General features: G+C 62.7%; 24 protein-coding genes and 1 pseudogene. 15 read left to right on the top strand and 10 right to left on the bottom strand.

Going from position 1 to position 26367, the window contains the following annotated elements; all coding sequences use genetic code 11:
• Nucleotides 1–67: 67 nt before the first annotated feature.
• The 6 genes and pseudogenes from ubiB (at nucleotide 68) to Q0X62_RS11935 (ending at nucleotide 7230) form a co-directional block, all read left to right on the top strand.
• On the top strand, nucleotides 68–1606 hold the full coding sequence (gene ubiB / locus Q0X62_RS11965; protein ID WP_297735977.1) for a 2-polyprenylphenol 6-hydroxylase: 1539 nt from the start codon (nucleotides 68–70) through the stop codon (nucleotides 1604–1606).
• Nucleotides 1607–1678: 72 nt separating this feature from the next.
• Nucleotides 1679–2200 (top strand): protoglobin domain-containing protein, encoded by a 522-nt coding sequence (locus Q0X62_RS11960; protein WP_297735974.1) that lies wholly within the window; start codon nucleotides 1679–1681, stop codon nucleotides 2198–2200.
• Nucleotides 2201–2279: 79 nt separating this feature from the next.
• Nucleotides 2280–3465, top strand: a pseudogene (gene coaBC / locus Q0X62_RS15665) (bifunctional phosphopantothenoylcysteine decarboxylase/phosphopantothenate--cysteine ligase CoaBC).
• Between the two features lie 73 nt (nucleotides 3466–3538).
• The gene (gene dut, locus Q0X62_RS11945; protein WP_297735965.1) at nucleotides 3539–3997 is read left to right on the top strand and encodes a dUTP diphosphatase; all 459 of its coding nucleotides are present in this window, start codon (nucleotides 3539–3541) and stop codon (nucleotides 3995–3997) included.
• Between the two features lie 61 nt (nucleotides 3998–4058).
• Nucleotides 4059–5009, top strand: coding sequence for a cysteine synthase A (cysK, locus tag Q0X62_RS11940; RefSeq protein ID WP_297735962.1), 951 nt, complete (start codon nucleotides 4059–4061; stop codon nucleotides 5007–5009).
• A 199-nt stretch (nucleotides 5010–5208) separates the two neighbouring features.
• On the top strand, nucleotides 5209–7230 hold the full coding sequence (locus tag Q0X62_RS11935; RefSeq protein ID WP_297735959.1) for an acyltransferase family protein: 2022 nt from the start codon (nucleotides 5209–5211) through the stop codon (nucleotides 7228–7230).
• Nucleotides 7231–7285: 55 nt separating this feature from the next.
• Here Q0X62_RS11935 and Q0X62_RS11930 read toward each other — a convergent pair whose 3' ends face one another.
• Complete coding sequence (locus tag Q0X62_RS11930) at nucleotides 7286–8602, bottom strand: AAA family ATPase (RefSeq protein WP_297735956.1); 1317 nt, start codon at nucleotides 8600–8602, stop codon at nucleotides 7286–7288.
• A 111-nt stretch (nucleotides 8603–8713) separates the two neighbouring features.
• Between Q0X62_RS11930 and Q0X62_RS11925 the strand changes: the two genes are divergently transcribed.
• Entirely contained in the window at nucleotides 8714–9463 is a 750-nt protein-coding gene (locus Q0X62_RS11925) for a HesA/MoeB/ThiF family protein (RefSeq protein WP_297735954.1), read from the top strand.
• On the opposite strand, the gene Q0X62_RS11920 is transcribed toward Q0X62_RS11925, so the two are convergent.
• Together Q0X62_RS11920 and Q0X62_RS11915 are read right to left on the bottom strand one after the other, a co-directional pair.
• Entirely contained in the window at nucleotides 9460–9696 is a 237-nt protein-coding gene (locus Q0X62_RS11920; protein ID WP_297735950.1) for a hypothetical protein, read from the bottom strand. The two genes, Q0X62_RS11925 and Q0X62_RS11920, sit on opposite strands and share 4 nt — an antisense overlap.
• A gap of 67 nt (nucleotides 9697–9763) precedes the next feature.
• Nucleotides 9764–10666, bottom strand: a complete 903-nt coding sequence (locus Q0X62_RS11915) for an MBL fold metallo-hydrolase (RefSeq protein WP_297735947.1) — start codon at nucleotides 10664–10666, stop codon at nucleotides 9764–9766.
• Nucleotides 10667–10847: 181 nt separating this feature from the next.
• Here Q0X62_RS11915 and Q0X62_RS11910 point away from each other — a divergent pair, with 181 nt between their 5' ends.
• From Q0X62_RS11910 to Q0X62_RS11895, 4 genes are all read left to right on the top strand, one after another.
• Nucleotides 10848–11420 (top strand): SH3 domain-containing protein, encoded by a 573-nt coding sequence (locus Q0X62_RS11910; protein ID WP_297735944.1) that lies wholly within the window; start codon nucleotides 10848–10850, stop codon nucleotides 11418–11420.
• An 89-nt stretch (nucleotides 11421–11509) separates the two neighbouring features.
• Nucleotides 11510–12028 (top strand): bifunctional 3-hydroxydecanoyl-ACP dehydratase/trans-2-decenoyl-ACP isomerase, encoded by a 519-nt coding sequence (gene fabA, locus Q0X62_RS11905; protein ID WP_297735941.1) that lies wholly within the window; start codon nucleotides 11510–11512, stop codon nucleotides 12026–12028.
• A 14-nt stretch (nucleotides 12029–12042) separates the two neighbouring features.
• Nucleotides 12043–13257, top strand: coding sequence for a beta-ketoacyl-ACP synthase I (gene fabB, locus Q0X62_RS11900; RefSeq protein ID WP_297735938.1), 1215 nt, complete (start codon nucleotides 12043–12045; stop codon nucleotides 13255–13257).
• Nucleotides 13258–13300: 43 nt separating this feature from the next.
• Nucleotides 13301–14119: an enoyl-ACP reductase gene (locus tag Q0X62_RS11895; RefSeq protein ID WP_297735935.1), complete on the top strand. Its 819-nt coding sequence runs from the start codon at nucleotides 13301–13303 to the stop codon at nucleotides 14117–14119.
• Between the two features lie 90 nt (nucleotides 14120–14209).
• Here Q0X62_RS11895 and Q0X62_RS11890 read toward each other — a convergent pair whose 3' ends face one another.
• Nucleotides 14210–16663, bottom strand: coding sequence for a prolyl oligopeptidase family serine peptidase (locus tag Q0X62_RS11890; RefSeq protein WP_297735932.1), 2454 nt, complete (start codon nucleotides 16661–16663; stop codon nucleotides 14210–14212).
• Nucleotides 16664–16719: 56 nt separating this feature from the next.
• On the bottom strand, nucleotides 16720–17976 hold the full coding sequence (locus tag Q0X62_RS11885; protein ID WP_297735930.1) for an acyltransferase family protein: 1257 nt from the start codon (nucleotides 17974–17976) through the stop codon (nucleotides 16720–16722).
• 179 nt (nucleotides 17977–18155) lie between these two features.
• Between Q0X62_RS11885 and Q0X62_RS11880 the strand changes: the two genes are divergently transcribed.
• The gene (locus Q0X62_RS11880; protein ID WP_297735928.1) at nucleotides 18156–19016 is read left to right on the top strand and encodes a LytTR family DNA-binding domain-containing protein; all 861 of its coding nucleotides are present in this window, start codon (nucleotides 18156–18158) and stop codon (nucleotides 19014–19016) included.
• Here the strand turns inward: Q0X62_RS11880 and Q0X62_RS11875 are convergent.
• The 4 genes from Q0X62_RS11875 to truB form a co-directional block, all read right to left on the bottom strand.
• Entirely contained in the window at nucleotides 18989–19468 is a 480-nt protein-coding gene (locus Q0X62_RS11875; protein WP_297735926.1) for a hypothetical protein, read from the bottom strand. The genes Q0X62_RS11880 and Q0X62_RS11875 overlap by 28 nt on opposite strands.
• 143 nt (nucleotides 19469–19611) lie before the next feature.
• Nucleotides 19612–21744 (bottom strand): polyribonucleotide nucleotidyltransferase, encoded by a 2133-nt coding sequence (gene pnp, locus Q0X62_RS11870; protein WP_297735923.1) that lies wholly within the window; start codon nucleotides 21742–21744, stop codon nucleotides 19612–19614.
• A gap of 29 nt (nucleotides 21745–21773) precedes the next feature.
• Nucleotides 21774–22043, bottom strand: coding sequence for a 30S ribosomal protein S15 (rpsO, locus tag Q0X62_RS11865; protein WP_291843872.1), 270 nt, complete (start codon nucleotides 22041–22043; stop codon nucleotides 21774–21776).
• 37 nt (nucleotides 22044–22080) lie between these two features.
• Nucleotides 22081–23037, bottom strand: a complete 957-nt coding sequence (gene truB, locus Q0X62_RS11860) for a tRNA pseudouridine(55) synthase TruB (RefSeq protein ID WP_297735918.1) — start codon at nucleotides 23035–23037, stop codon at nucleotides 22081–22083.
• Between the two features lie 143 nt (nucleotides 23038–23180).
• Here truB and Q0X62_RS11855 point away from each other — a divergent pair, with 143 nt between their 5' ends.
• Nucleotides 23181–24563, top strand: a complete 1383-nt coding sequence (locus tag Q0X62_RS11855; RefSeq protein WP_297735915.1) for a serine hydrolase — start codon at nucleotides 23181–23183, stop codon at nucleotides 24561–24563.
• On the opposite strand, the gene rbfA is transcribed toward Q0X62_RS11855, so the two are convergent.
• Complete coding sequence (rbfA, locus tag Q0X62_RS11850; protein WP_297735911.1) at nucleotides 24560–24985, bottom strand: 30S ribosome-binding factor RbfA; 426 nt, start codon at nucleotides 24983–24985, stop codon at nucleotides 24560–24562. The two genes, Q0X62_RS11855 and rbfA, sit on opposite strands and share 4 nt — an antisense overlap.
• A 217-nt stretch (nucleotides 24986–25202) precedes the next feature.
• Between rbfA and Q0X62_RS11845 the strand changes: the two genes are divergently transcribed.
• Both Q0X62_RS11845 and Q0X62_RS11840 read left to right on the top strand, forming a co-directional pair.
• Entirely contained in the window at nucleotides 25203–25688 is a 486-nt protein-coding gene (locus Q0X62_RS11845) for a nuclear transport factor 2 family protein (protein ID WP_297735908.1), read from the top strand.
• A gap of 153 nt (nucleotides 25689–25841) precedes the next feature.
• On the top strand, nucleotides 25842–26366 hold the full coding sequence (locus tag Q0X62_RS11840; protein WP_297735905.1) for a nuclear transport factor 2 family protein: 525 nt from the start codon (nucleotides 25842–25844) through the stop codon (nucleotides 26364–26366).
• Nucleotide 26367 lies beyond the last annotated feature (1 nt).

Below are 26367 nucleotides of genomic sequence, written 5' to 3'. Positions count from 1 at the left end.
GCCGAAAGACGGCGCGACTTCACGCCACGCTCGCCAAGTTCCACCAAGAACACTAAACCGACATTCAATGTTTGACAGCCTCGCTTCCTTCGGGCGCCTTTTGCGCGCCGGACTGACCCTCGCCCGGCATGACGCCATCCTGCCGGCCGAGTACCAGTCACTTTATCCCGCCCCGGCCCGCTGGGCGGGGGCTGTCATGCGGGTCTTTCGACGCCGTGACCTGGCCGAAAATCCGGGTGAACGCCTTGCCAGAGCGCTGGAGAAACTGGGTCCGTCCTATGTGAAATTCGGCCAGATCCTGGCCACGCGCGGCGATGTTATCGGCGAGCGCTTCGCGCGCGGCCTGGCCCGCCTGCAGGATCGTATGCCGGCCTTTGGTGATGAGGAGGCGCGAGCCGTGTTGGCCGACGAACTCGGCATGCCGGTCAACGACGCCTTCAGCGAATTCGGCCCGCCCGTGGCTGCCGCCTCGATCGCCCAGGTTCACAAGGCGACCACACCGGATGGCGCGGTCGTCGCCGTCAAAATCCTGCGGCCGGACATCGAACAGCGCATTGCGCGGGATATTCGCACGCTCACACTCGGCGCCAGCCTGGCCGAACGCTTTGCCCCGGCCAGCCGCCGGCTGGAGCCGAAGAAATTCGTCGAGACGGTCTCGCGTTCACTGACCGTCGAGACCGACCTGCGCCTGGAAGCCGCCTCCGCCTCTGAGCTGGGGGAGGCGGCTGCTGTCGCCGCGGGCTATCATATCCCCACGGTCGACTGGACGCGCTCGACCCGTCGGGTCCTGGTCACACAATGGATAGACGGCATTGCCCTGTCCGATATGGACGCCATCATCGAAAGCGGGATCGACCGCCCCGCCCTCGCCACACGCCTGACCCGCGCCTTTCTCGCCACCGCACTCGACCGGGGCGTCTTCCACGCCGACATGCATGGCGGCAATCTCTTCGCGCGCACTGACGACACGGTCTGGGCGGTCGATTTCGGGATCATGGGACGGATCGGCCGGGCCGAGCGGCGCTTCCTTGCCCTGATCCTGCACGGCTTCCTCACCCGCGATTACATGGCAGCGGCCCGCGCCCATTTCGCCGCCGGCTATGTCCCGGCGCGCCATTCGGTCGAGGATTTTGCCAGCGCCCTGCGGGCCGTCGGCGAGCCGATCTTCGGCAAGACCGCGGATCAGGTGCCGATGTCGCGTGTCCTGCTTCAGCTGTTCGAGATCACTGATCTGTTCGACATGCGCCTGCGGCCGGAATTGGTGATGCTGCAAAAGACCATGGTCCAGTGCGAAGGCGTTTCACGCCAGCTCGACCCGCAACACGACATGTGGGGCGCAGCCGCCCCCATCGTTGAAGCCTGGATGAAGCGGGAATTGGGTCCGGAAGGACGGATTCGCGATCTCGGCGAAGACCTGACGCGTCTGCACGATGCCATGCGCCGACTGCCTGATGCGATCGATGACTGGGCCGATGTTGGCGCCCAGCTGAAGGCCGGAAAACTGTCGCTCGGCGGCGGGCCGAAGCTGCGGCCCTGGTTCCTGCGACTGGCCTGGCTGGCCGGTGCGGCCGCACTTGGCGCTGCTGCTATGCTGGCATTTAGCTAAAATCTCGCTCCGATTTACACAAAATCGAAAGAAACACCTGTCCAAATGCCATGCATGGCAAGGGATTTCATCATGACTGAAGAGGCACGCAGCCTTCAGCGCGAGTTTTTTCGCATCGACGAAGATGTGATCGACCGTGTGCAGCACCTCAAGCCTCGCCTGATGAAGTATGCGGAAGAGGCACTGGAGACGGTCTTCGACCATCTAGTCGGCAATCCGGACGTCGCGCACTATTTCGAGATCGCGGACAATGTCACCTATCTGCGCGCCGGCATGCTGGCGCATTGTGACGAGCTCTTCTCGGCCCGCTTCGATGAGCACTACTACGAAGCCACCGAGGGCATGGGCGAACGCCATGCCAAGCTGGAATTCCCGTCTCATGTCTATACGGCAGCCTATTCCAACATGTTCGCCCGCATCGTCGAGCTGGCCATGGCCGACCGCCGCAGCTTCAAGACCGACGACATTACCGCCCTGTCACGCATCACGCATTACGACATCGAGCTCTCCATGGGCGCCTTCTACCGCCACATCATGGACAAGCGCGCCGCACTCTCCTCGGACGTCCACAAGATCCGGCATCTGGTCGACTGAGCTGACCTTCACCGGCTGAAACCCTTGGGAAATCCCCGCCGACGGTTTACCTGTACGGGACCATCAGCGGAGGCGTGACGTGGCCGACAAGTCCATTCTTCTGATCATTGGCGGCGGCATTGCGGCCTACAAGGCGCTGGAGCTGATCCGGACGCTCGGCAAGCGCGGCATTGCCAGTCGCTGCATCCTGACGCGCGCGGGAAGTGAATTCGTCACGCCGCTCTCGGTCTCCGCCCTGTCTGGCGACAAGGTCTATGGCGAGCTGTTCAACCTCACCGACGAAGCGGAGATGGGTCATATCGAACTGTCGCGCTCGGCCGATCTCGTCGTCGTGGCACCGGCCACCGCCGACCTGATGGCCAAGGCGGCGACCGGTCTGGCCAATGATCTCGCCTCGACCACGCTCCTGGCGACCGACAAGCCGGTCCTGATGGCGCCGGCGATGAATGTTCGGATGTGGGAGCATCCGGCGACCCAGCGCAATCTGGCGACCTTGCAGGGCGATGGCGTTCACTTCGTCGGCCCGGACAAGGGCGATATGGCTTGCGGCGAGTTTGGGCCGGGCCGCCTGGCCGAGCCTGATGCAATCGCCGACGCTGTGGAGCGCCTGCTGAATGACTGAGCCGCTGACCGGCCGCCACGTCCTGATCACGGCCGGACCGACGCGTGAACCGATCGACCCGGTCCGCTTCATCTCCAACCACTCTTCGGGCAGGCAGGGGTATGCCATCGCCGCGGCCTGCGCTGCGCTGGGTGCCCGCGTGACGCTGGTCGCCGGACCAACGGCCCTGCCGGACCCAGACGGCGTCGAGACCATCCATATCGAAACGGCCCGCGACATGCTGGCGGCGGTCGAAACCGCCTTGCCGGCCGATGTCTTCATTGCCGTGGCTGCGGTCGCCGACTGGCGCCCGGCCGAGCCCGCCGACCGAAAGCTCAAGCTCGACAAGGCCAGCTTCTCCAGCCTGCCGCTGGTCGAAAACCCGGACATTCTCAAAACCATCTCTCAACTAAAAGCGGGACGCCCCGGCCTTGTCATCGGCTTTGCCGCCGAAACCCATGATGTCGAAGCCCTCGCCATCGCCAAGCGCAAGCGCAAGGGCTGCGACTGGATCGTCGCCAATGATGTCTCCGGCGATGTGATGGGCGGGGCCGAGAATGCCGTCCTGCTGGTCACCGAGGCGGGGAGCGAGGCCTGGGACCGGGCCGAGAAGGGCCGGATCGCCGAGCAATTGGCCGCCCGCATTGCCACGGCGCTCGGCTAGCGCGTCAGGCACTGGCCAAATCAGGCGGGCTTGGCTTTGATGCGTTCCATCACTCGCCAGCCAGGATGCCGCCATGTCGACCGTGCCCGTGAAGATCAAACCGCTCGATCATTATGAGGGCCTGGCGCTGCCGGCCTACGAAACGCCCCAGTCCGCCGGCACGGATTTGCGCGCGGCTGTGCCTGCCGACGCCCCCGTCTCCATCCCGCCGGGCGAATGGCGGCTGATCCCGGTCGGGATCGCGATCGCCTTGCCAGCTGGCTATGAAGCCCAGGTCCGCCCCCGTTCGGGACTGGCCGCCAAGCACGGGATATCCTGTGTGAACACGCCGGGCACGGTGGATGCCGATTATCGCGGCGAAATCCGGGTCAATCTGATCAATCACGGCAAGGCCAGTTTCGTCGTCAATCGCGGCGACCGTATCGCCCAGATGATCATCGCCCCGGTCACCCAGGCCGTCTGGGAAGTGGCCGAGACGCTGGATGAGACGACACGCGGGGCAGGCGGTTTCGGCTCGACAGGTACGAAGTGACACATACGTCACTGGCGCTTGGCCGCCACCTCCCTACATTGGCCGCAAACGGAGAAACAACATGACCGACACACCCGGCCGCGGCCGCATCTATGCCTCCATCGCCGACACGGTCGGCAATACGCCGCTGGTCGAGCTGAAAAAGCTCGCCGACGCGCATGGCGCCAAGGCTCGCATCCTGGCCAAGCTGGAATTCTTCAACCCGCTGGCCTCGGTGAAAGACCGGATCGGCGTGGCGATGATCGACGCGTTGGAAGCCGCCGGAAAGCTGGGCGAGGGCGCCGTGATGGTCGAGCCGACCTCGGGCAATACGGGCATCGGTCTGGCTTTCGTCGCCGCCGCCCGCGGTCACCGCCTGATCCTGACCATGCCCGAGTCGATGTCGATCGAACGCCGCAAACTGTTGGCCCATCTCGGCGCCGAGCTGGTTCTGACCGAAGCCGCCAAGGGCATGAAGGGCGCCATCGCGAAGGCCCAGGAGATCATCGACGCCACACCGGGCGCCGTCATGCCCAGCCAGTTCGCCAATCCGGCCAATCCGGAAATCCACCGCAAGACCACCGCACTGGAAATCTGGAATGACACGGCCGGCGAGGCCGATGTCCTGATTTCGGGTGTTGGCACGGGCGGCACGCTGACCGGTTGCGCCTCGGTGCTGAAAGAGAAAAAGCCCGGCTTCCACGTCGTCGCCGTCGAGCCGACCGACAGCCCCATCCTCTCCGGCGGCAATCCCGGCCCGCACAAGATCCAGGGCATTGGCGCCGGCTTCGTGCCGGACATTCTCGACACCGACCTGATCGACGAAGTCGTCACCGTCTCCAATGATGACGCCTTCGCTTTTGCGCGCGAGGCCGCCAGGCTGGAAGGCGTGCCCGGCGGGATTTCCTCCGGCGCAGCGCTGAAAGCCGCCCTGGAGGTCGCCAAACGCGACGACATGGCCGGCAAGACCATCGTGGTGATCCTGGCGAGCTTCGCCGAGCGCTATCTGTCGACGGCGCTGTTTGAGACGTAAATCATCGACCAAACGGAGCGAAAATCTAGACCAACCCAAGGAAAATTGGCTAGGCCTAGATTTTGGATGCAGCCACCACAGCGCCCTGCGCTTAGGGGGGCTTGTCTAGGCTAGAATGAGTTGTTGAACGCTTGGATCAAGCCGCTTATGGTCGAGAGAGACTTTTTGGAACACCCTAATTTTTAAAGCTATTTTCCTAATGTCGAGCACGAAATCACATTACATCGCGCCTCTAGATGGCTTACGTGCCGTAGCGGTAGTCGGCGTGCTCGTTTTTCACCTCAATTACATGGCGCTGCCGGGCGGCTTTGTCGGCGTGGATGTGTTTTTTGTCATCTCTGGGTATATTATTTCCCGGATCATATTTCAATCTTCTGAAGTTGGGCGGTTCTCGTTCTTTGAGTTTTATACTCGCCGCCTAGCAAGGCTCTTTCCTGCGCTTGCGGTCGTGGTTTCCATTTCGTTGCTGGCGTCCATTTTTATTGTTGGAAGCAGTCGATTGATGGATTTTTCTCAAACTGGTCTTTACGCGATTATATCAAGTTCGAATATATTCTTTTGGCTGAACTCCGGTTATTTCGAAGACACCTCGCAAACCAACATTTTTCTACATACTTGGTCGCTGGGCGTCGAAGAACAGTTCTACCTGTTTTGGCCAATATTATTGAGCGCATTGTTTGGCCTGAGCGACCGGTCGCGCGTCATGATTTTTGCTGCTATATTCATCTTGGGTGCGCTTTCATCCTGGATTGTTCTGCAGAACCACCCCTCTGCAATGTTCTACCTTGCTCCCACTCGCGCGTTTCAGTTTGCGCTTGGAGCTTGCGTCGCGGCATTTCACAGACTTCCCAACTGGCAAATTTGGTCCGCCATGCCCGTGTTCGGCTCCGCACTCACCGCTTCAGGGCTTATCGGAATTGGCACCGCCTTTCTTTTTGCCAATGGCCAACAATACAATTTCGCTGTCGCTGCGCTACTTCCGACGATCGGTTCATTTGCGGTCCTGCTTGCAGTTCAAAGCAGGTTATCCTTGCTGGTCCTCGGGAATGCGCCAATGACCTATATCGGCACGCGCGCCTATTCTCTCTACTTGGTACATTGGCCGATCATTGTTCTCACTCGGCTATTGTACGGCGCTCAGTTCTCCCCCACTCAGTACATTGTTCTTTTTGCCGCAATCTTCATCTCGGCCGAATTTCTGTACCGTTTCATTGAAACACCCCTTCGCTTCCAGGCGAAAGAACCCGCCGACCAGAAGGCTCGCAAGGCAGCCGTGGCGGTAGGACTATGTGTTGCGAGCTTGGTGGGCGCGGCGCACCTATGGGCTTTGAACAGTCGGATTCACCCTGAAGCGGCAGAAGATGCGGCGAGCCCTGAAGGCAGTTTGGTCGCGACACCGGTAACCGAAACTTCGATGCGAGCGGAAGGCCAGTCGGAATCCCAGCAACTGCAAGCGGTGCTTGAGCGCCACGGATCGATACCGCGGCGAATCAATCAGCTCTGGGCTCAGTGGTCGCAGTACGACGAGGCGCCTGGCCGCTGCGAGATTTCTGGTCGGGCACCTATAAGCGAACTTGATTGGTCCGTTTGCCTGCCGGAGACAGCGCCACCAGCAATCGTCGTTTTAGGCGACAGTGTTGGGCGGGAAGCTTACGCCGCGACCCGCGCGCTCATGCCGGATGTCGCTGTTGGGATGGCCAGCCAAGCCGGTTGCATGCCGATATACCCGACACCTCCATCGTATGAGCCGCGTGGATGCCGGGAGTTTAACCAACGAAGGTTTGGAGCGTTGTCGAACCCGGAAGTTTCGACCGTTGTACTGACCGGAAATTGGGGCAACAGCAATTTCGATGAGATCTCCTCGACAGCCCAGTACCTACTGGACCAAGGCAAATCGGTTATCATTGTTGGGCCACGACCAGTGTACAGTGAAAGTCCGGCGACTTTACTTGAGAGCCCGCGGGGTGCCGAGTTGGCTCATGAACTGAACGACTATCTGAATTATAACTTTTTCGAATTGGAATCAGAGCTGATGAGTTGGGCCGCCGCCTCCGGCCGCGAGGACGTTACAGTTTGGGCAGTTTCCGAGGTAATTTGCCCCGATGGTCGCTGTAGTGCCTTTTCAAGCGAAGGAGAGCTCATCTATCTGGATCATGTTCATTTAACGCTTGCAACTGCGCGCAGAATGGCGGCCTCGCAGTACGCTCCTCGCATAGAGTAGATGCCATCGGCTGGCCTAGCCCCACAAACAACCGAGGCGCTCTGCACGAGACTCATCACGCCCCGACACTCGCTGGCGCCGGATCACAAAACGCTGTCACGTCGAATATCCGCGGATCGGAGATGACATCGTTGGGCGTCAGCGGGCGGGAGAGTTCCAACCCCTCCAGCGAACGCGCCCGGGACAGGGCGACATAGGCCTGGCCGTGGGCGAACAGGCGGCGGGCGAGGTCGAGATAGACCTTGTCCAGCGTCAGGCCCTGGGCCTTGTGGATGGTCATCGCCCAGGCGAGACGGAGCGGGAATTGGGTGAAAGCCCCCGCGGTCGTCTTGGTCAGGGCCTGTTTTTCAGGGTCGAAGGCATAGGCGTTGCGCTCCCATTTCTGCGGCTCGATGGCGTGGACGACATCACCGATGCGCACCCGCACCGCCTTCTCGTCAAAGCCTTCCACCTGCCCCAGCGTGCCATTGACCCAGCGCCCCTGCGGGTCATTGCGGGTCAACATGACACGCGCGCCGATCTTGAGCACGAGCGGTTCCTCGGCCGGGAAGAGGCGCTGGTCGAATTGCCCCTCCACCTTGGCCTCGAAGGCCTTGTGCGAGGTCGGCAGCCCTTCCAGTCGGGCCTGATTGATCCGCCAGGCGGTCTCATTGGTCGCGGTCAGGACGATATGGGAGAGCGAGGCCTCCAGCCCGGAACGGCCGGTGACCCGATCATTGAGATCGGCGGCCTTGTCACTGTCGAGATCGCCGTCGCGGATCGCGTTGAGAATGTCGACGAAATAGCTGTCGGTCTGGCGGAAGACCTGCTCCAGCTCGACATAGGAGAAGCCGGCATCGCGGAAACTGTCCGGGTGGAAGAAGAAGGGCCCGCCAAAGGTCGATTCCAGATATTCGGCCTCGGCGCCCTGCACGACTGGCGGCAATTGCGCCAGATCGCCAACCAGGACCAGCTGCACGCCGCCAAAGGGCTCATTGCGCTCGCGATTGAGGCGCAGCGCCTTGTCGATCGCCCACATCATGTCGGCGCGGACCATCGAGATTTCGTCGATCACCAGGGTTTCCAGCGCCTGCACCACGCGGCGATGGCGCACCTTGCGGATATCGCGGGCGCCGATCATGCGCGGCGGGAAGTGGAAGAAGGAATGGATGGTCTGACCACCCGCCTGCATCGCCGCCACGCCCGTCGGCGCGATCACCGCCGCCCGCGGCCCCGCCCGGCGCAGGAATTCGCGCATCAGCGTGGTCTTGCCGGTGCCGGCGCGGCCCGTCAGGAAAACATTCGGGCGGGCGCTCGACAACCAGTCGAGGAGGCGCTCCTGATGTTCGGACAAGGCCGGCGCGGGAAGGGGGGAATTGGCAGGGACGGACATGGCGCCAGATTGCCCCTGTTCGCGCCGTGAACAAGCCTTCTGAGCGTCGATCACAAAAATCAGGCGCTTATCCCCCTTGAAGCAAACCGCCAATCCCGTCACCAAGGGGGCATGACTGCCGAAATCGATATCGACCGCTTCGCCCGCCATCTTGTTCTCAAGGAGATCGGCGGACCCGGCCAGCAGGCGCTGGCCCGGACCCATGTCGCCATTATCGGCGCCGGAGGCCTGGGCGCCCCCGCCGCGCTCTACCTGGCGGCCGCCGGCATTGGCACGATCAGCCTGATCGACGCCGATACGGTGACCGTGGACAATCTGCAGCGCCAGATCATCTTCCGGACCCGCCATATCGGCACGGCCAAGGCCAAGACCGGGGCCCGCGCCCTGCGTGCGCTCAATCCGGGCACCAAGGTCAGATCGGTCATCAAGGCGCTCGACAAGGAGAACGCCAAACGCCTGATCGGCAAGGCCGACCTGGTGCTGGACGGGTGCGATAATTACGCGACGCGCTACGCGGTGAATGAGGCCTGCCTGGCCACGGGCAAGCCGCTCATCTCCGGCGCTGTCGGGCGCTGGGATGGTCAGGTTTCCCTGTTCAACGCCCGCCCGGACACCCCCTGCTATCGTTGCTGGGTGCCGCAAACCCCGCCGGACGCCGAAACCTGCGCCCGCGTCGGCGTGGTCGGCGCCCTGACCGGCGTGATCGGCTCGATGATGGCCCTGGAAGCCATCAAGCATGTCTGCGGCGCCGGCCAGACCCTGGACGGCCGCATCCACCTCTTCGACGGCCTGTCGATGGAGAGCCGGACGGTCAAGCTGGACAAGGACCCGAAATGTACGGCCTGTGGTGAGCCGGGTTAGCGTCGCGCGGTCAATTGCAGGCCGAGGCCGATGGCGATGCCCGGGGCCAGGCCAAAAAGAATGCCGAGGAGCGGACTGTCCGTGACCAGGGTGATGATCAGCCACAGGGCCACGCCCGCCGCAAGGCCGGCAGCGAAACCGAGCGGCTTGCGAAAGCGGTGCGTTTTGGCGGCCGACTCGCGCGGAGCCGGCGGGGGTGGGGTCGGTGTCATGGCATCCTTTGTGAACGCCATGACCTCACAGGAAGCTGATTGACGCTTTAACTCTTCGTCAGACGCTTCACGCCGCAGCGAGCCCCAATCAGCCCGTGCTTACGGCGTCGTTGTAAAGCGTCTCGACCATGCGCTCGGTGGTGATGAAGCGCCAGCTCCAGTCCGCGTCGAAGTCAGCGAGCGGTTCCGCCGCCCGCACGGCCTCGAGATCAGCGCCACCCTCGACGAGGGTCCGTACCCGGAATGACGCCTCACGCAGCATGTCGAGTGCCGCCTGCAGCTCCGTCTTGCCGGATAGCGGGCCATGGCCGGGAATGATGCGGGTCTGGTCGCTCGCAAGCTCGAGTCCGCGTTCCATCGCCGCGATATAGCCATCGACCGTGCCGCCGGAATTCAGGTCGATGAAGGGAAAGAGGCCGGAGAAGAAAGTGTCGCCCATATGCAGGATGTCGGCTTCACGGAAATAGACGAAGGCGTCACCATCGGTGTGGGCGGCCGGCACATGGACCGCTTCCACGGTCTGGCCATTCATGTGGAAGGTGAGGTCCTGCCCGAAGGTCAGGATGGGCAGGGTCGAGGGCTGGATCCAGTCATTATCGGCGGCCTCGAGTCGGCTCCGGATATTATGATGAGCGGCGATCGTGGTGCCCTGGTCAGCAAAATGCGCGTTACCGCCGGTATGGTCGCCATGCCAGTGCGTGTTGACGATGAAACGCGGCGCGCCTTCACCGGCAATCTCGACCACTGCGCCTTCGATCACGGAACCGGTATTGGGCAGCTGATCATCAATCATCACCACGCCATCATCGCCAGTCAGGAGAGCCAGATTGCCCGCCACACCGGTCGAGATCATATGGATACCGTCACCCATGTCCGTCGCAGTGGCCGCGATCTCGTTGCCCTGCGCCGAAGCCGGCTCGGTGATGTTGGCGGCGACCCCGCCCGCGGCCAAGAACGCCGCCGCACTGGTTATTGCCAGACGAAAACTCATGCTTCCCCTCCCAATGGACCCGCCGCAGACACTTCCGTGGCGAGTATTCCCCCAAGATATAGGCAAGCGCGGCGCAATTTCACCCCACAGCTCGACACGTTTTCTCGACTCTGCAAGAATCGGCGAGGATTTACCCCCTATTCACCGAAGCGGCGCACCACTGGAGGCGAAGGAGTCCCGCATGATTCGCGCTACCATCACCGCCCTCTTGCTGAGCGGCCTCGCTCTTGTCGGACCCGCCTTTAGCCAGGAAACGGAGCACACGGCGACACCTTCAGGACAAGCCGTGCCTCGCTTTGTGTCCCTGAAAGTGGATGTCGCAAATGGTCGTTCGGGCCCGTCCTCGCAGCATCCGATTGCGTGGCGCTATCTGCGCGCCGGCCTTCCGATGGAAGTGATCGCGGAGACGCCGGACTGGCGCCGGGTGCGCGACCCGGAGGGCGAGGTGACCTGGATGCATCGCTCGATCCTGTCAGGCCGTCGCTCGGTCTACACGCTCGAGGAAACGCCGCTGCACGCCCGGGACAGCAACAGCTCGCCAATCGAGGCTGTCGCCGAACCCGGCGTGATCCTCTCGCTGGAACGCTGCCGGACCGGTTGGTGCCGTGTCGAGGCCCAGGGATTTCGCGGCTGGGTACGCCCCCACACCTTGTGGGGCGTCTATCCGCAGGAGCTGGACAGCGAAACCGGGCCTGACGGGGACGGCAACCCCGCCTTGAGCCCCTCCGTCGCCCATGATACCGCTCTGCCCTGATCTTTCCGGCTGACCATGGCCAGCCGGGTTTTCGTGACCAGCCCGGTGATCGCCATGCGCCTTCACACGCGGCGCAACTGATCGGCTACATGACTGAACGCCAAAGCTCTTTCAGCTACAATGACCTGATCGACTCCAGCAATGGGAAGATGTGGGGACCGGACAATGCGCAACTCCCCGCGCCGCCCATGCTGATGATGGATCGTATCGTCCACATCGATGACGAAACCGGCGAACATGGCAAAGGCCAGATCATCGCCGAACTCGACATCAAGCCCGACCTCTGGTTCTTCGATTGCCACTTCAAGGGCGACCCGGTGATGCCGGGCTGTCTCGGCCTCGACGCCATGTGGCAGCTGGTCGGCTTCTTCTTGTGCTGGAAGGGCAATCCGGGCAAGGGTCGCGCCCTGGGCGTGGGCGAGGTGAAATTCACCGGCCAGATCACCCCGGACTGCAAAACCGTCCGCTATGTCATCGACCTCAAGCGCGTCATCCAGCGCCGCCTGATCATGGCCATTGGTGATGGCCGTGTCGAAGTCGATGGCAAGACCATCTATACTGCCAAGGATTTGCGCGTGGGCCTGTTCAAGCCCGGCGAAATGGCCTGACCCAGGAGAGCCTCATGCGTCGTGTTGTCATTACCGGTCTCGGCGTGATTTCCCCGATCGGCAATAATGCTGCGGAAGTCACCGAGTCCCTGAAAAACGGCAAGAGCGGCATTGGCCGCATGGAAAGCTTCGCCGAGCTCGGATTCCGCTGCCAGGTCGGCGGCAAGCCGGACATTGATCCGGCCGCCCATGTCGACAAGCGCGTCTACCGCTTCATGTCGGAAGGCGCCGGCTGGAACTATATGGCCATGGAACAGGCCATTGCCCAAAGCGGTCTGGATGAAAACGACATTTCCAACCACCGCACCGGCATCATCATGGGCTCGGGCGGACCGTCCGCTGGCACCATCGTCAATGCCGCGGACATCACCCGCGAGAAAGGTCCCAAGCGGATCGGCCCGTTTGCGGTGCCCAAGGCGATGAGCTCGACGGCCTCGGCCACGCTGGCCACCCCGTTCAAGATTCTCGGCGTGAACTACTCCATCACCTCGGCCTGCACGACCTCGCTGCACTGTATCGGTGCCGCGACCGAACAGATCCAGTGGGGCAAGCAAGACGTCATGTTCGCCGGCGGTTGCGAGGAGATCCATTGGGCCCTCTCCAACCTGTTCGACGCCATGGGCGCCATGTCGACCAAGTATAACGACACCCCGGAACAGGCCTCGCGCGCCTTCGACAAGGATCGTGACGGTTTCGTCGGCGGTGCCGGCGCCGGTGTGGTGGTGCTGGAAGAATATGAGCGGGCCAAGGCACGCGGCGCCAATATCATCGCCGAAGTCACGGGCTACGGTGCCACGTCCGACGGCTATGACATGGTCGCCCCGTCCGGCGAAGGCGCCGTGCGCGCCATGAAGCTGGCGATGGAAACGGTGAAAACGCCGATCGACTATCTCAACCCGCACGCCACCGCGACCCCGGTCGGCGACATCAAGGAGATGGAAGCGGTCAAGGAAGTCTTCGGCGACAGCGCGCCGATGATCTCTGGCACCAAGTCGATGACCGGCCATTCGCTCGGCGCGGCCGGTGTGCATGAGGCCATCTACACGCTGTTGATGATGCAGAACGGCTTCGTCGCCCCGTCGATCAATGTCTTCGACATGGATCCCGACATTGCGGCGCTGAACCTGCCGATCGTTACCGAAACTCGCGACGCCGATCTGAAAACCGCCATGTCGAATTCCTTCGGCTTCGGTGGCACCAATGGAACGGTCATTTTCGAAAAAATCTAAAGCGTCGTAAAAGACGTCATCTGATCCAGAAGGGGATTTCCCGATGAGCGATACGGTGTTTCCGGCCGGCGAGCTGATGAAGGGCAAGCGCGGTCTTGTCATGGGCGTGGCCAACAAGAACTCGATTGCCTGGGGCATTGCCCAGCAATTGGCGGCCCAGGGCGCCGAGATTGCCTTCTCCTACCAGGATGAAGCGCTCGAGCGTCGGGTCCGTCCGCTGGTCGAGAGCCTGCCCTGCGAGCCTTTCATGGTTCAGGCCGACGTCACCAATGACGCTTCCATGGATGCCTGTTTCAAGGCGCTGGAAGACAAGTGGGGCACGATCGACTTCCTCGTCCATGCCATTGCCTTTGCCGGCAAGGACGAGCTGGTCGGCTCCTTCACCGAGAACACCACCCGCGAGGGCTGGCGCCGGGCGATGGACATCTCGGCCTTCTCCTTCGTCGATGCCGGCAAGCGCGCCTCCCATTTGATGCCCAATGGCGGCGCCATGGTGACGCTGACCTATCTCGGCTCGGAACGTGTCGTCCCGTCCTACAATGTCATGGGCGTCGCCAAGGCGGCCCTCGAGGCCTCGACCCGCTATATGGCGCGCGACCTCGGCCCCAAGGACATCCGCGTCAACGCGCTCTCGGCCGGCCCGATGCGCACCCTCGCCATGGCCGGCATTTCCGGCGGCAAGGCCCTGATGCGCACCGGCCGCGAATGGTCGATGATGAAGCAGGACACCAAAATGGAAGGCGTCGCCGGCGCCGCGCTCTACCTGCTGAGCGATCTCGGCTTTTCCTGCACGGGTGAAACGCTGCATGTGGATGCCGGCTTCCACGCTGTGGCGGTGCCTAGCATGGATGATGACGAGTAGATCTGACCTCGACAGCGCTGCCATGAAAGAGGCCCCGCCGGATTGCTCCGACGGGGCCTTTTCTCGGCTTGGATTGCAAGCTCAGCAGAATTATTCCGCCGCAGCCTCCTCCTCCCCCATCGGATCCTCAACCGGCATCACCCAGCGGTTCAGCCAGTCGATGCTTTCGGCCAGAACGTGGAGGATGCTCTCGCGGCCGCGATAGCCGTGGCTTTCATAGGGGAGCATGACCAGGCGGGCGGTGCCGGCATTGCCTTTGACGGCGGCGAACATGCGTTCGGACTGCATCGGGTAGGTGCCGGAATTATTGTCCATCTGGCCGTGGATAATCAGCATGGGCTCATTGATCTGGTCGGCATGCATGAAGGGCGAGAGCTCGAAATAGGTCTCCGGTGCCGCCCAGAAGGTGCGGCGTTCGGACTGGAAGCCGAAGGGCGTCAGGGTGCGGTTATAGGCGCCCGAGCGGGCGATACCGGCGCGGAAGACGTCCGAGGCGGCGAGAAGATGCGCGGTCATGAAGGCGCCATAGGAGTGGCCGGCGATCGCCAGACGCTCGCCATCGCCAAAGCCCATCTCCACCGTCACATCACGCGCAGCTTCCGCCGACAGGACGAGCTGTTCGATGAAAGTGTCATTCACCGTCTCCGGGTCATCTCCGACGATCGGCATGGTGGCGTTTTCCAGCAGCGCATAGCCCTGGGTCACCAGGAAGCGCGGACTGGTCCCGCCGACACGGGTGAATTCGTAGGGCGAGCCGGAGACCTGACCGGCCGTCGAGGTGTCGTTGTATTCCAGCGGATAGCCCCAGACGAGGACGGGCAGGGTGTCGCCTTCCTCATAGCCGGCCGGCAGGTAGAGCGTCGCCGAGAGCGGCACGCCATCCTCGCGCTCATAGGTGATCAGCTCGCGGCTGATCTCATTGAGCTGCGGGTGGGGATTTTCGAAATCGGTGATCTGGGCGATCGCTTCACCGGCGCGGTGCCAGCGCACATTCGGCGGGGTCACCGGGTCTTCCCAGCTGGTCAGGAAGGCCGAGCCATCCGGCGCGGTGAGACCGATGATCTCTTCGTAATTCTCACCGCTATTGCGCCAGATTTCCGTCGTCTCGAACGTCTCGAAATTGACCCGGTTGAGGAAGGGGCGGTCGCCCTCCGGCGTGGCGCCGTCACCGGCCATGTACATATAGCCATCATGGACGCCGACGACGCTGCGGCCGAATTCATTGCGAACGCTCAACGCACTGCCCGGATTGGCGTAGCTGTCCTGATAATTACGTTCCTCGGCGAGGCGCGGCTCGACCGACGGATCGGCAAAATCAACCAGCCAGCGGCGAATGACGCGCGTATCGCGATCATACTCCATGGAAAAGCCGAGCTGGCCTTCCGTGGTGAATTGCGTGCCGTAATAGCGATCCTCGGTGCGCAGGATTTCCATCGGCTCACCGTCAAACGGAGCTTCGAGCGCCCAGACACTGTCGCGCTCATCGGTTTCAACCCGCGGATCGCCATTATCGAGCGCTTCCGCCCAGGTCAGGCGGGCGGCATGACTGGCCTGCCAGCTCACCGAGCGGCGACCGGTGACCACGCCCCCGATCGGTACATTGTCGGCCAGGGGCTGACGGGCAATCGTCGCCACTTCATCACCGTCCATGTCGATCACGAAGACCCGGTCCGGAAAACGCGACCAGGGTACTTGGTAGGAGAAAGGCTGTTCCATCTCGCCGATGAGGACATACTCCCCGCCCGGCGCCGGAGAAGCGGAATAATACAGGCCCGGCTCGCCGAGCTCGCGAACCCGCGTGCGGCCGCTGGTATTGACGACGGCCAGCTGGCTCGTGGCGAGCCAGGCAAAGAGGGCGGCGTCATGATCATCGGTCAGCAGATCCTGATAGGTCCGCACCGGCGCTTCATAGCCACTGGCTTCCTGGGTGACAGGACCGACCGGCACACGCGGACGCTCCGGCATGGCACCGCGGTCCGGATCCACAAGGCTGACGAGCAGGCTGTCGCCATCCGGCATCCAGTCAATCGGCGAGAAGACGGCATTGATGCCGCTATCGACCAGTTCTCGGGCGCGGGCCCGCTCGACATCGACCACCCACAGGCTGAGCGCGTCATTGCGCGTCATCACAAAGGCGATCTGCGACCCGTCCGGCGACCAGCTTGTGTAGGAAATCCCGGCATCATCCGGCAGCGAGACCCGGCGCTCCTCACCGCTCTCCAGATCCATCAGGGAAAGGCCAACCACCGAGCGCGGACCATGACGCCCATTCAGCGTCGCATCCAGGCGAAGCCCGGCCAGGCGCTCCATCGGACGGGCCAGTTCGGCAACCGGCGGCAGGGCCTCGCGATGCATGAGCAAAAGCGTGTCGCGCGCCGGCGAAAGCGAGGTCCAGGGCGACGGTGCCGCGTCGACGATATCGATGATGTCCTGGGGTGGCAGGCGGTAGGGCTCCTGCGCCGCGACCGGGGCAACCCAGAAGGCCGAAGCCGCCACCAGTCCCAGTCCGGCCTTGAGGCCGGTTTTCATCATCGATTTCAACATCACGAACTCCCCGATATATTTGTTCGGAAAGATAGGCGGACGCGGCGCGGTTTCGTCTAAAGTTTTTGTAATGTCTCACCGGCGGCCGCCGGCCTGGCGGCTCCTTGGGCCGGTTCGGTCGTCACCGCAGGCGCCAACGCCTTCATGCCCATGACCAGGCGCAGCACCGGAATCCGGCGCAGGACCTCAAATCCGATTACGCAGCCGACAATCGTGGCCGCCTCGATGAGCAGGAATTCCGTCCAGACCCCGAAGCCCGCATCGCGGATCGCAAAGCCGACCGACACGATCAGGGTCTGATGCAGAATATACCAGGGGAAGACCGCCGCAGTGAGATAGCGACGGATCGGGCCGTCATGGTCCAGCCAGCGGCGCGCCGCACCCAGAAGGGTCAAGATGATCGACCACATGAAGACGATCCGGCCGATCCGCGCGATCCAGAGCAGGGCCGGCTCGGACACCACGAAATCGATATGGGTATAGGCCCAGAAGAGATAGGCGAGCAGACCGGCGGTCAGCGTTGCAGCGACCGGCAGAGCCCGATCAATCGCACGCCAGAGCCCGTCATTCTTGGCCAGGAAATAACCGATCAGCACCATGGTCAGGGAGTTGGCGTGATTGGCCCAATCCTCGACCAGGTCATGCGTGGTCGGAAACTGGTCGGCGAGGGTAAAGCGGACCAGAAGAAAGGGCAGGAGCGGCAGGATAATGAGACCGGCCAGTCCCAGGCCATTGCGGGCCGCGGCCAGACCCGCCCGTTGCAATGCCGCGCTGTCCGCCAGCCTGCGCAGCAGCGGAATAAGCGGCGCCAGGAGCAGGCAATAAACGAAGAGATAAACGACATACCAGAGATGGTTCCAGGTCGGCGTGTGCAGCGCCCACGGGCCCGCCCACTCGCCGGCATACTGGCGATAGAAGTCCCACCAGCCCGGTTCGATCAGGCCGGCAATACGCAGCTCGGAATAGGATTGCGGCGGCACGATCACATACATGCCGAACAGGATGACCGGAAACAGCCGCCAGGCCCGATCAGCGGCGAAACGGCCACTTCCCAGCTTGTCGGAGAGGAAGCGGATGGCGATGCCGGAAATCAGGAAAAGCAGCGGCAGGCGCCAGGGACTGGAGAGCCACATGAAGGGCTCCATCGCGTCATTCGCGTTGAGGCTCTTGGCATGCCAGCCTTCCGTATTGAAGAACATGCCGGTGTGATAGACGATCAACAGCAAGAAGACCCCGATCCGCAACCAGTCGACACCGAAATGTCGGGACGAGGCTGATAGGGTATGCGTTTGTCGGGCGGCTTCGTGGGTCATGGCAACACTCCTCAAGTGCAGACACCTGTCATGCAGCCGTCCGCTTCACGCCAGCACCCGGGGACCACAGGCAGTCCGGCGGGGCCAGTGGCTGCAGCTCAGTGTCAAGCGGCGGCGAGCGGGGATGAGCGGCTGACGTCCCGCTTGCGGTTTGTAAGACCGTGAGCGAGCATCCGGACATGAGCGACACGCGTCCCTTTGATCGAGACCGCGCCCGCGCCGCCGAACGGCGGGCGCTATGGCTGGCCTGCCGCTTCGCCTGGCTCAGCCTGCTGGCGTTCTGGATCATCGCCTCCTTGTCCATAGACACCGAGTTCGCCCGAGACGGACGTGACGCACCCCCTTTCTTTGCCTGGGTTACGGAAGGCTCGAGCATCATCATGACGGCACTCATGGTGCCGGCCATGATGTGGCTGGGATTGCGCGCCCCCCTGGAACCCGGTCGCTGGCTGACCTCCCTGCCTTGGCATTTGCTGGGCTTCCTCGCCTATACCAGCCTGCATGTACTGGGCATGGTGCTGATCCGGGAAGGGGTCTGGGCCTTTGCCTATGAGAGCGACTACGAGTTCTTCCATGACGCCCCATGGCGGGAAATCGTCTATGAGGCGCGCAAGGATATTGGCACCTATGCGGGCTATCAGATCATCATGGCGGTCTCACTGGCCCTGCAGATGCGGCGACTGGAAGTCGAGGCCGCCCGGGCCGAGGCGCGCAGTTCTCATCGCCTGACCCTGAAATGCGGCGGCCGTACCCTGCGAATCGCGGCCGATGAATTTCGCGCCGCCCAGGCGGCCGGGAATTATGTCGAGATCCGCCTGGCCGGCGGCGAGCACCTCGCCCGCTCCACCCTGACCGAGTTGGAACGGCAATTGGCCGATGCCGGCATCGATGTCGTCCGGGTCCACCGCTCCTGGCTGGTCAATCGCGATGCCATCACCGAGATCGCCCCGACCGGCGAGGGCGATGTCGCCATCACCCTGGATACCGGCGCGCAAATCCCCGGCAGTCGGCGCTATCGCGCCCGGCTGGACGCCGCCTGAACGAACTCCGCCTGATTTGCCTGACGGTAGAGCCAGGCCGCAAACAGAAATCCGGCGGTGAAGACAGCTGTCACGCTCAGCACATCCACCGGCCAGCGCGCGCCGCCCTCTCCCCAGCCAAAGGCCAGCGCCAAACCGCCAATCAGAACCATGGCCATCGCCGACGCCAGGCTGGCCAGATAACGAGCGCGTCGGGTCCAGCGCGACGCAGCGGCGCCCGCTATCCCGAACACCGGCAGGATGAGATAAAGAAGGTTGGCGTCCTGGTCCTCGGTCCCGATCACACCCACAGCGCCATTGATCCAGATCAGCAGGACATTGCTTCCAATCATGCCGAAATCGGCAAGGCGACGAGACCAGGGCCGACCGGGGCGCGCGACCCACCAGGCCCCCGACCCCAGAACCGCCAGCAAACAGCCCGCGACCAGAAAGTCAGCAATCGTCCAGTTCACCCTCAATCCTCCGCCAAGCAGCCACGCGTGTCGGGCCTGCAACGGATTATAACGTGTGTTCCTCATCTTGCGTAGCGGGCACGAAAAACCCCGCCGGATCACTCCGGCGGGGCTTTCTTGATCAGTCGATCGAAGCAGATCGCTTATTCAGCGTCTTCTTCTTCCTTCTTGATCTCTTCGCCGGTTTCCTGGTCGACGACTTTCATCGACAGGCGAACCTTGCCGCGATCATCGAAGCCGAGGAGCTTGACGTAGACTTCCTGGCCTTCAGCGACCACGTCGGACGGATGGTTCACGCGTTCAGCCTTGAGCTGGGACACGTGGACGAGACCGTCCTTGGGACCGAAGAAGTTCACGAAGGCACCAAAGTCCATGACCTTGACGACCTTGCCCTTGTAGACCTTGCCTTCTTCCGGCTCGGCCGTGAGGCCGTGGATCCAGTCGAGGGCGGCCTTGATCGACGCGCCGTCCGAGGACGACACCTTGATCACGCCGTCATCATTGACGTCGACCTTGGCACCGGTCGTTTCCACGATCTCGCGGATCACCTTGCCGCCCGAACCGATCACGTCGCGGATCTTGTCGGTCGGAATGGTGATGGTCTCGATACGCGGCGCGAACTCGCCGAGCTCGGTGCGGGCTTCGCCCAGCGCCTTGCCCATCTCTTCGAGGATATGCAGACGACCGCCATTGGCCTGGGCCAGGGCTGTCTTCATGATCTCCTCGTTGATGCCGGCGATCTTGATGTCCATCTGCAGCGAGGTGACGCCTTCAGTGGTACCAGCCACTTTGAAGTCCATATCGCCGAGATGATCCTCATCACCCAGGATGTCGGAGAGAACGGCAACGCCTTCCGGATCCTTGATCAGGCCCATGGCAATGCCAGAGACCGGACGGGTGATCGGCACGCCGGCGTCCATCATGGACAGCGAAGCGCCACAGACCGTGGCCATCGAGGACGAGCCGTTCGACTCGGTGATCTCGGAGACCAGACGGATCGTGTAGGGGAAGTCTTCCTTGGCCGGAAGGACCGCCTTGACCGCACGCCAGGCAAGCTTGCCGTGGCCGATTTCCCGACGACCCGGAGCGAGACGGAAAGACGTCTCACCGACCGAATAGGGCGGGAAATTGTAGTGCAGCATGAAGCGTTCTTTATAGGTTCCCGTCAGGGCGTCGATGAATTGCTCATCTTCGCCCGTGCCCAGGGTCGCAACGACCAGGGCCTGGGTTTCCCCACGCGTGAACAGGGCCGAACCATGCGTCCGCGGCAGGATGCCGGCTTCAGACACGATCGAACGGACCTGATCGAGGGCGCGGCCATCGATACGCTTGCCGGTCTTGATGATGCCACCGCGAACGATGGAGCTCTCGACCGCTTTCATGACGTCCTTGAGAACCGTCATCTCGATGCCGTCCGGACGGTCTTCCGTCTGGAGCAGGGCTTCGATGGCCTTGTCCTTCGCCGCATTGACCGCGGCATAACGCTCGGTCTTGTCGACGATGGTGTAGGCTTTGGCCAGATCGTCACCGATCAGGTCACGAACCTTGGCTTCCTCGGCAGAATGATCAGCCGGGGCGTAATCCCAGGGTTCCTTGGCCGCACGTTCGGCGAGCTTGATGATCATGTCGATCACCGGCTGGAAGGCCGCGTGGCCTGCCATGACGGCGCCGAGCATGACGTCCTCGGAAAGCTCCTTGGCTTCCGATTCCACCATCATGACCGCGTCCTGCGTACCGGCGACGACGAGATCGAGCTCGCTGTCTTCCATCTCGTCACAAGGCGGGTTGATGATGTATTCGCCGTCCTTGTAGCCAACGCGAGCCGCGCCGATCGGACCCATGAAGGGAAGACCGGACAGGACCAGCGCCGCAGAGGCCCCGATCATGCCGACAATGTCGGGATCGTTTTCAAGGTCGTGCGACAGGACGGTGAGCATCACCTGGACTTCATTCTTGAAGCCCTTGACGAACAGCGGACGGATCGGACGGTCGATGAGGCGCGACGTCAGCGTCTCCTTGTCCGTCGGACGGCCTTCACGCTTGAAGAAACCGCCGGGAATCTTGCCCGCTGCGAAGTATTTTTCCTGATAATTGACCGTCAGCGGGAAGAAATCGACTCCCGGCTTGGCCTGTTTGACGCCGACGGCGGTGGCGAGAACTGTCGTCTCGCCGTAAGACACCATGACGGCGCCGTCAGCCTGGCGGGCGACCCGCCCGGTTTCGATGGTGAGTGGGCGACCTGCCCACTCAATCGTTTCTTTCTGGATATCGAACATATCGTCTTTCGTACGGATGGCGTCGCGGATCAGCGGCGCAGACCCAGTTTCTCGATCAGAGCCTGATAACGGGCCACGTCCTTGTTCTTGACGTAGTCGAGAAGCCGGCGGCGCTGGGAGACCATCTTAAGAAGGCCGCGACGCGAGTGGTTGTCCTTCTTGTGGGTCTTGAAGTGCTCGGTAAGATTGGCAATCCGCGTTGTGAGGATGGCCACTTGCACTTCCGGCGATCCCGTGTCGGCTTTGCCACGGGCATGTTCAGCGATCAGCGCGGATTTGCGCTCTTGCGTAATCGACATCGGGTTCTCCTAAACTCGTTATGTCGACACCCTGATGTCAGGGTGTGAGGTTGAAAACACGCGAGGGCTGGAATTTTCCTGCTCTCGCGTCTCCGAGCGCCACTGCCACACCGTCGCAAAGAGCCAAAGCGGTAAAGGTACAGTCCTTGCCCGCAATTTCACGGGGTCGGCGCTGCGCCTTCAGCTCTTGCGCTTGACGCGGGAGCAGGACGATCGGACGTCCTAGCTTCAACTGGAAGGTTTCCTCGTCGGTAACGGCCAGCGCCGGGATGTCGTCCAGCGCGGTCTGAACCGGGAGCAGAGCTTCCGAAGCGGCGCCCTTATGGGCCATTTCTTCCAAAACGTCCAGCCTTGTGGATTCCGTTTCGGCGAATCCGCCGACGCGAATTCTGCGCAGGGCGGCAACATGGCCTTCCGTGCCCAGGGCGAAGGCGATGTCGCGCGCCAGTGAACGGACGTAAGCGCCTTTCCCACAACGCATTTCCAGCACCGCCATATCCTCTGACGGACAGTCGAGAAGGCGCAAATCCTCGATATGGACCTCGCGCGCTTCGAGCTGCACATCTTCCCCGCCACGAGCCAGATCATAGGCGCGCTCGCCATCGACCTTGATCGCGGAGAAGGCCGGCGGAACCTGCTGGATATCCCCGATGAAATCCGGCAGGACCGCCTCGATCGCCTCGCGACCGGGACGGACATCGCTGGTCGCGATGATATCGCCTTCCCGGTCCAACGTCGTCGTCCGCTCGCCCCAGCGCACGGTGAAGCGGTAGATTTTCGAGCCTTCGACGGCGAAAGGCACCGTCTTGGTGGCCTCACCCAGCGCGATCGGCAGGATGCCGGAGGCCAGCGGGTCGAGCGTTCCGGCATGCCCGGCCTTCTTCGCGTTGAAGAGGCGCCGGACAGCCGAAACGGCCTGGGTTGAGGTAATGTCGAGCGGTTTGTCCAGGATCACCCATCCGTGGATGTCCTCGCCCTTGCGGCGTCGGCCCATATCAGTCTCCATCTGGCGGCGGGGATCGGACCCGTCCGCGGGAGGGGCGGGCCTATCGGATCGGCACCGCCAAGGCAAGGGTTACAGGCTTGCTGGCTTCGGGCGAAGCACCTAGGTGTGGAAACCGAACCGGGGAGTTTCGCATGTTTAGAACCGCGCTTGCTGTGCTCGGCCTGACGCTTGGCCTCATGATCGAGAGCGCGGCTCAGTCGCCCGCTGAGACACGTCCGCTGGACGAACGCGTGCGCGACTGGTTCCAGCCGCTTGTGGACTCCCGCGACTTCTCCGGCGTCATCATGATCCGCGCGGGCGCAGACCTGCCCATCGCCCTGACCTTTGGGTATGCCGACTGGGTCACCGGTGAGCCGATGACGGCCCAGGCCCGTTTTCCGACCGGTTCCATCACCAAGAGCCTGACCGCGGCCATGGCTCGCCGACTGGTCGATGAGGGCCGCCTGTCACCCGACATGGCCGTATCGCGCTTCGTCCCGGAACTCGTCGGCTATGAGACGGTCCGGATCGGCGACATTCTGAACCATACCGCCGGACTGCCGCGCGATGTGCCGCCGGGTGCGCTCGCCGATGGTGCGAGTGACACGCTCATTACCTGGCTGGCCGACCAGCCGGCGCCTGCCGCTGGGCCGCATGGCTATGCTTATTCCAATGTGGGCTACGGCCTGCTCGCCGTGATCATCGAGCGCGCCGTCAACGCACGCTTCGAAACCTTGCTGACGACTGAATTCCTGATACCGCTGGATATGCAGAACAGCCGGATCATGCGCGCCGATGGGTCCGCGCTCCCGGGCGTTCCAACCGGCTATACCGCAGGCCCGCTCCCGCTCGATCTGCGCGCGCCGATGACCGACACGCCCGCCCTTGGGGCGTCCGGCCTGGTCGCGCCGATGGGGGACTTGATACATTTGGCGGATGCGGTCGCGAGTCGCCGGATCGATTTGTTCGAGCCGGATGGCCAGATGGTCGGCTCCTGGAGTGTGGAGCAATCGGGCGGCGAAACAATCTACACCATCCAGGGTTCGGTGCCCGGATACAGTGCCGGAATTTCGGTCCTGCCCGGACGCGACATCGCGATCGCCTATGGAACCAGCCTTGAATCCTATCCCAATTGGGAAATCCGGGATGTCCTGCACGCGCTGGTGCTGGGTCGCCCCGTGGCGCCAGCCGCCAGCCGGCCCGCCACCGATCGCCTGACCTCTGGCCATCTGGAAGCCGTCGGCACCTATTCAGGAAGCCCGTTCGGCCCGGTTGCGCTCATGCAGACCGAGGGCGGGCTGGACTTGGTTCTGACGGAACGTGACTGGCGTTTCTACCTCACGCCAACCGGGATCGACACCTTCAACTGGCGGCTTTTCAATACCGATATGACGTTGGAGCGCGATGCAGCCGGGCGGGTGGCCGCCATCACGGCAAACCAGGCAGGGCTCACCGGAGAAGGACGGAGCTACCGCCTCGAGCGCACGGACCTGCCGCCTTTGCCGGTCGCAGAAGCGGAGACGACCGGAAACTAGTCTTCGGCCTCGCCGTCGTGATCCTCGTCCGCATCAAGGTCACGACGAACTTGCGGGCGGTTCAGCAGATCGTCGACATGGCTGGCCGTATCGAAGGAATTGTCCGGGTGGAAATGCAGCTCCGGCGTGAACTTCATCTCGATCTCACGGCCCAGGCGTCCACGGAGAAAGCCGGCGCACCGGTTCAGGCCTGAGGCCAGCTTGGCGGAATCGCCACGGCCGAGCGGTGCCACATAAACCTTGGCCACCCGCAAATCCGGGCTTGGGCGCACTTCAGTGACGGAAATCAACTGGCCTTCCAGGTCCGGATCGCGCAGCTCTTCGCGCGTCAGGATGCCGACAAGGGCATGACGGACGAGTTCACCGGCGCGCAATTGGCGCTGGCTCGGGCCTTTCGGCGTCTGGGTCTTGCGGCGGGCCATCCAATTCTCCATCCCGGCGGAAGCGAGGCGCGCGGGTGTACGCTCCTTGGCCGGGCGATGCAAGACCCGCCCGGAAGCCCCCATTCGTCCCTCGACCTCCCGCGCTCGTCACTTTGAGCATGACCGGCCCTTTACCGCGGCGGCCGTCCCAGCGCTATTCGACGCCACACGCCGCCTGACGAGGGCGGCCGGGATATTTTCAGGACACACGACAATCATGGTTCGACTGACAACGCTTTCGCTGGCTCTGGCCGGCAGCCTGACCGGCTTTGCCGCTGCTGCCGCTGATCATCATGAAGAGACGCCGCGCGCCGTCGCCGAGGCCTGGCTCGACGCTTATTCCAGCCAGGACTTTGCGGTCATGACCGCGCTCATGACTGAAGACACGGTCTTCATTGATCCGACATCTTTTAATATCGACATGGTCACAGACCGGATTGAGTGGCGCGGCCCCGAGGCCATAACCGCCGGCGTTAGCGCCTGGGGGATCAATCACGGGCGCTACACGGTTGACCGCAGCTATGAGGCATCCGGGCGCGTCATCTTCAATGGCCATATCGACGTGATCTACGGCGAAGGCGAAAACGCACAGGCCTTCCGCTATCCCATCACAACCATCATTACGGTCGAGGACGGTCGTGTGGCCGAGCATCGCGACTATACCGACTTCAATGGCGCCAGCCGCATTGCGGTCCCTCACTGATCAGTTACGAGCAGCCCTGGCTGCTGTTCGAGATGGTCCGAGCAGGGTGTGTGCCCCCTGCCTGGACCGGGCCGGTGGCTCGGGGACCTACTGCCCGAGCCAAAATCCCCGGGTCACCGGCCTGACCCCCTTGTGCATTGGAGCTTGAGCCTCATGAAATCACATTCTGTACTCGCCGGGCTGACCTGCGCCGCCGCGCTGCTTCTGGTCCCGACAACCGCCCTTGCCCAAGGCGAGGCCAATGCTAGCGCGGAAGCGGTCGCGCGCACTTATATGGCGCATTATTCCGACCTCGAGCTGGACGCGATGGCTGCCATGCTAGCCGAGGATGTTGCCTTTCGTGATCCAACGGCGGAGTCCGAAGAATATGGATTTGAAGGTCTGTCCGATGACGGGCGCGAAGCGATGATCGGGTTGCTGCGCGAATTCGTCGACACGTATCAGCCGATCGAACTCGGCTTCGAATGGGACCAAGTCTACACATCAAACAGCCGTGTGGTCTTTATCGGTCACGTCAACGCGCTCTACCCGACCCAGACCGAAGGCCAACACTTCCGCTGGCGCTCCGAGCAGGTCAGCGTGATCACCGTGCAAGATGGCCTCATCGTCCGCCATGAAGACTTCGCCAATTACGCGACGCCCGAGCAGGGCCTGATCGCAGCCCCGACTGATCACTGAT

The sequence above is a fragment of the uncultured Maricaulis sp. genome (genome assembly GCF_947259345.1).
Taxonomy (GTDB): Bacteria; Pseudomonadota; Alphaproteobacteria; order Caulobacterales; family Maricaulaceae; genus Maricaulis.
This window is presented reverse-complemented; position numbering and strand designations above follow the sequence as displayed.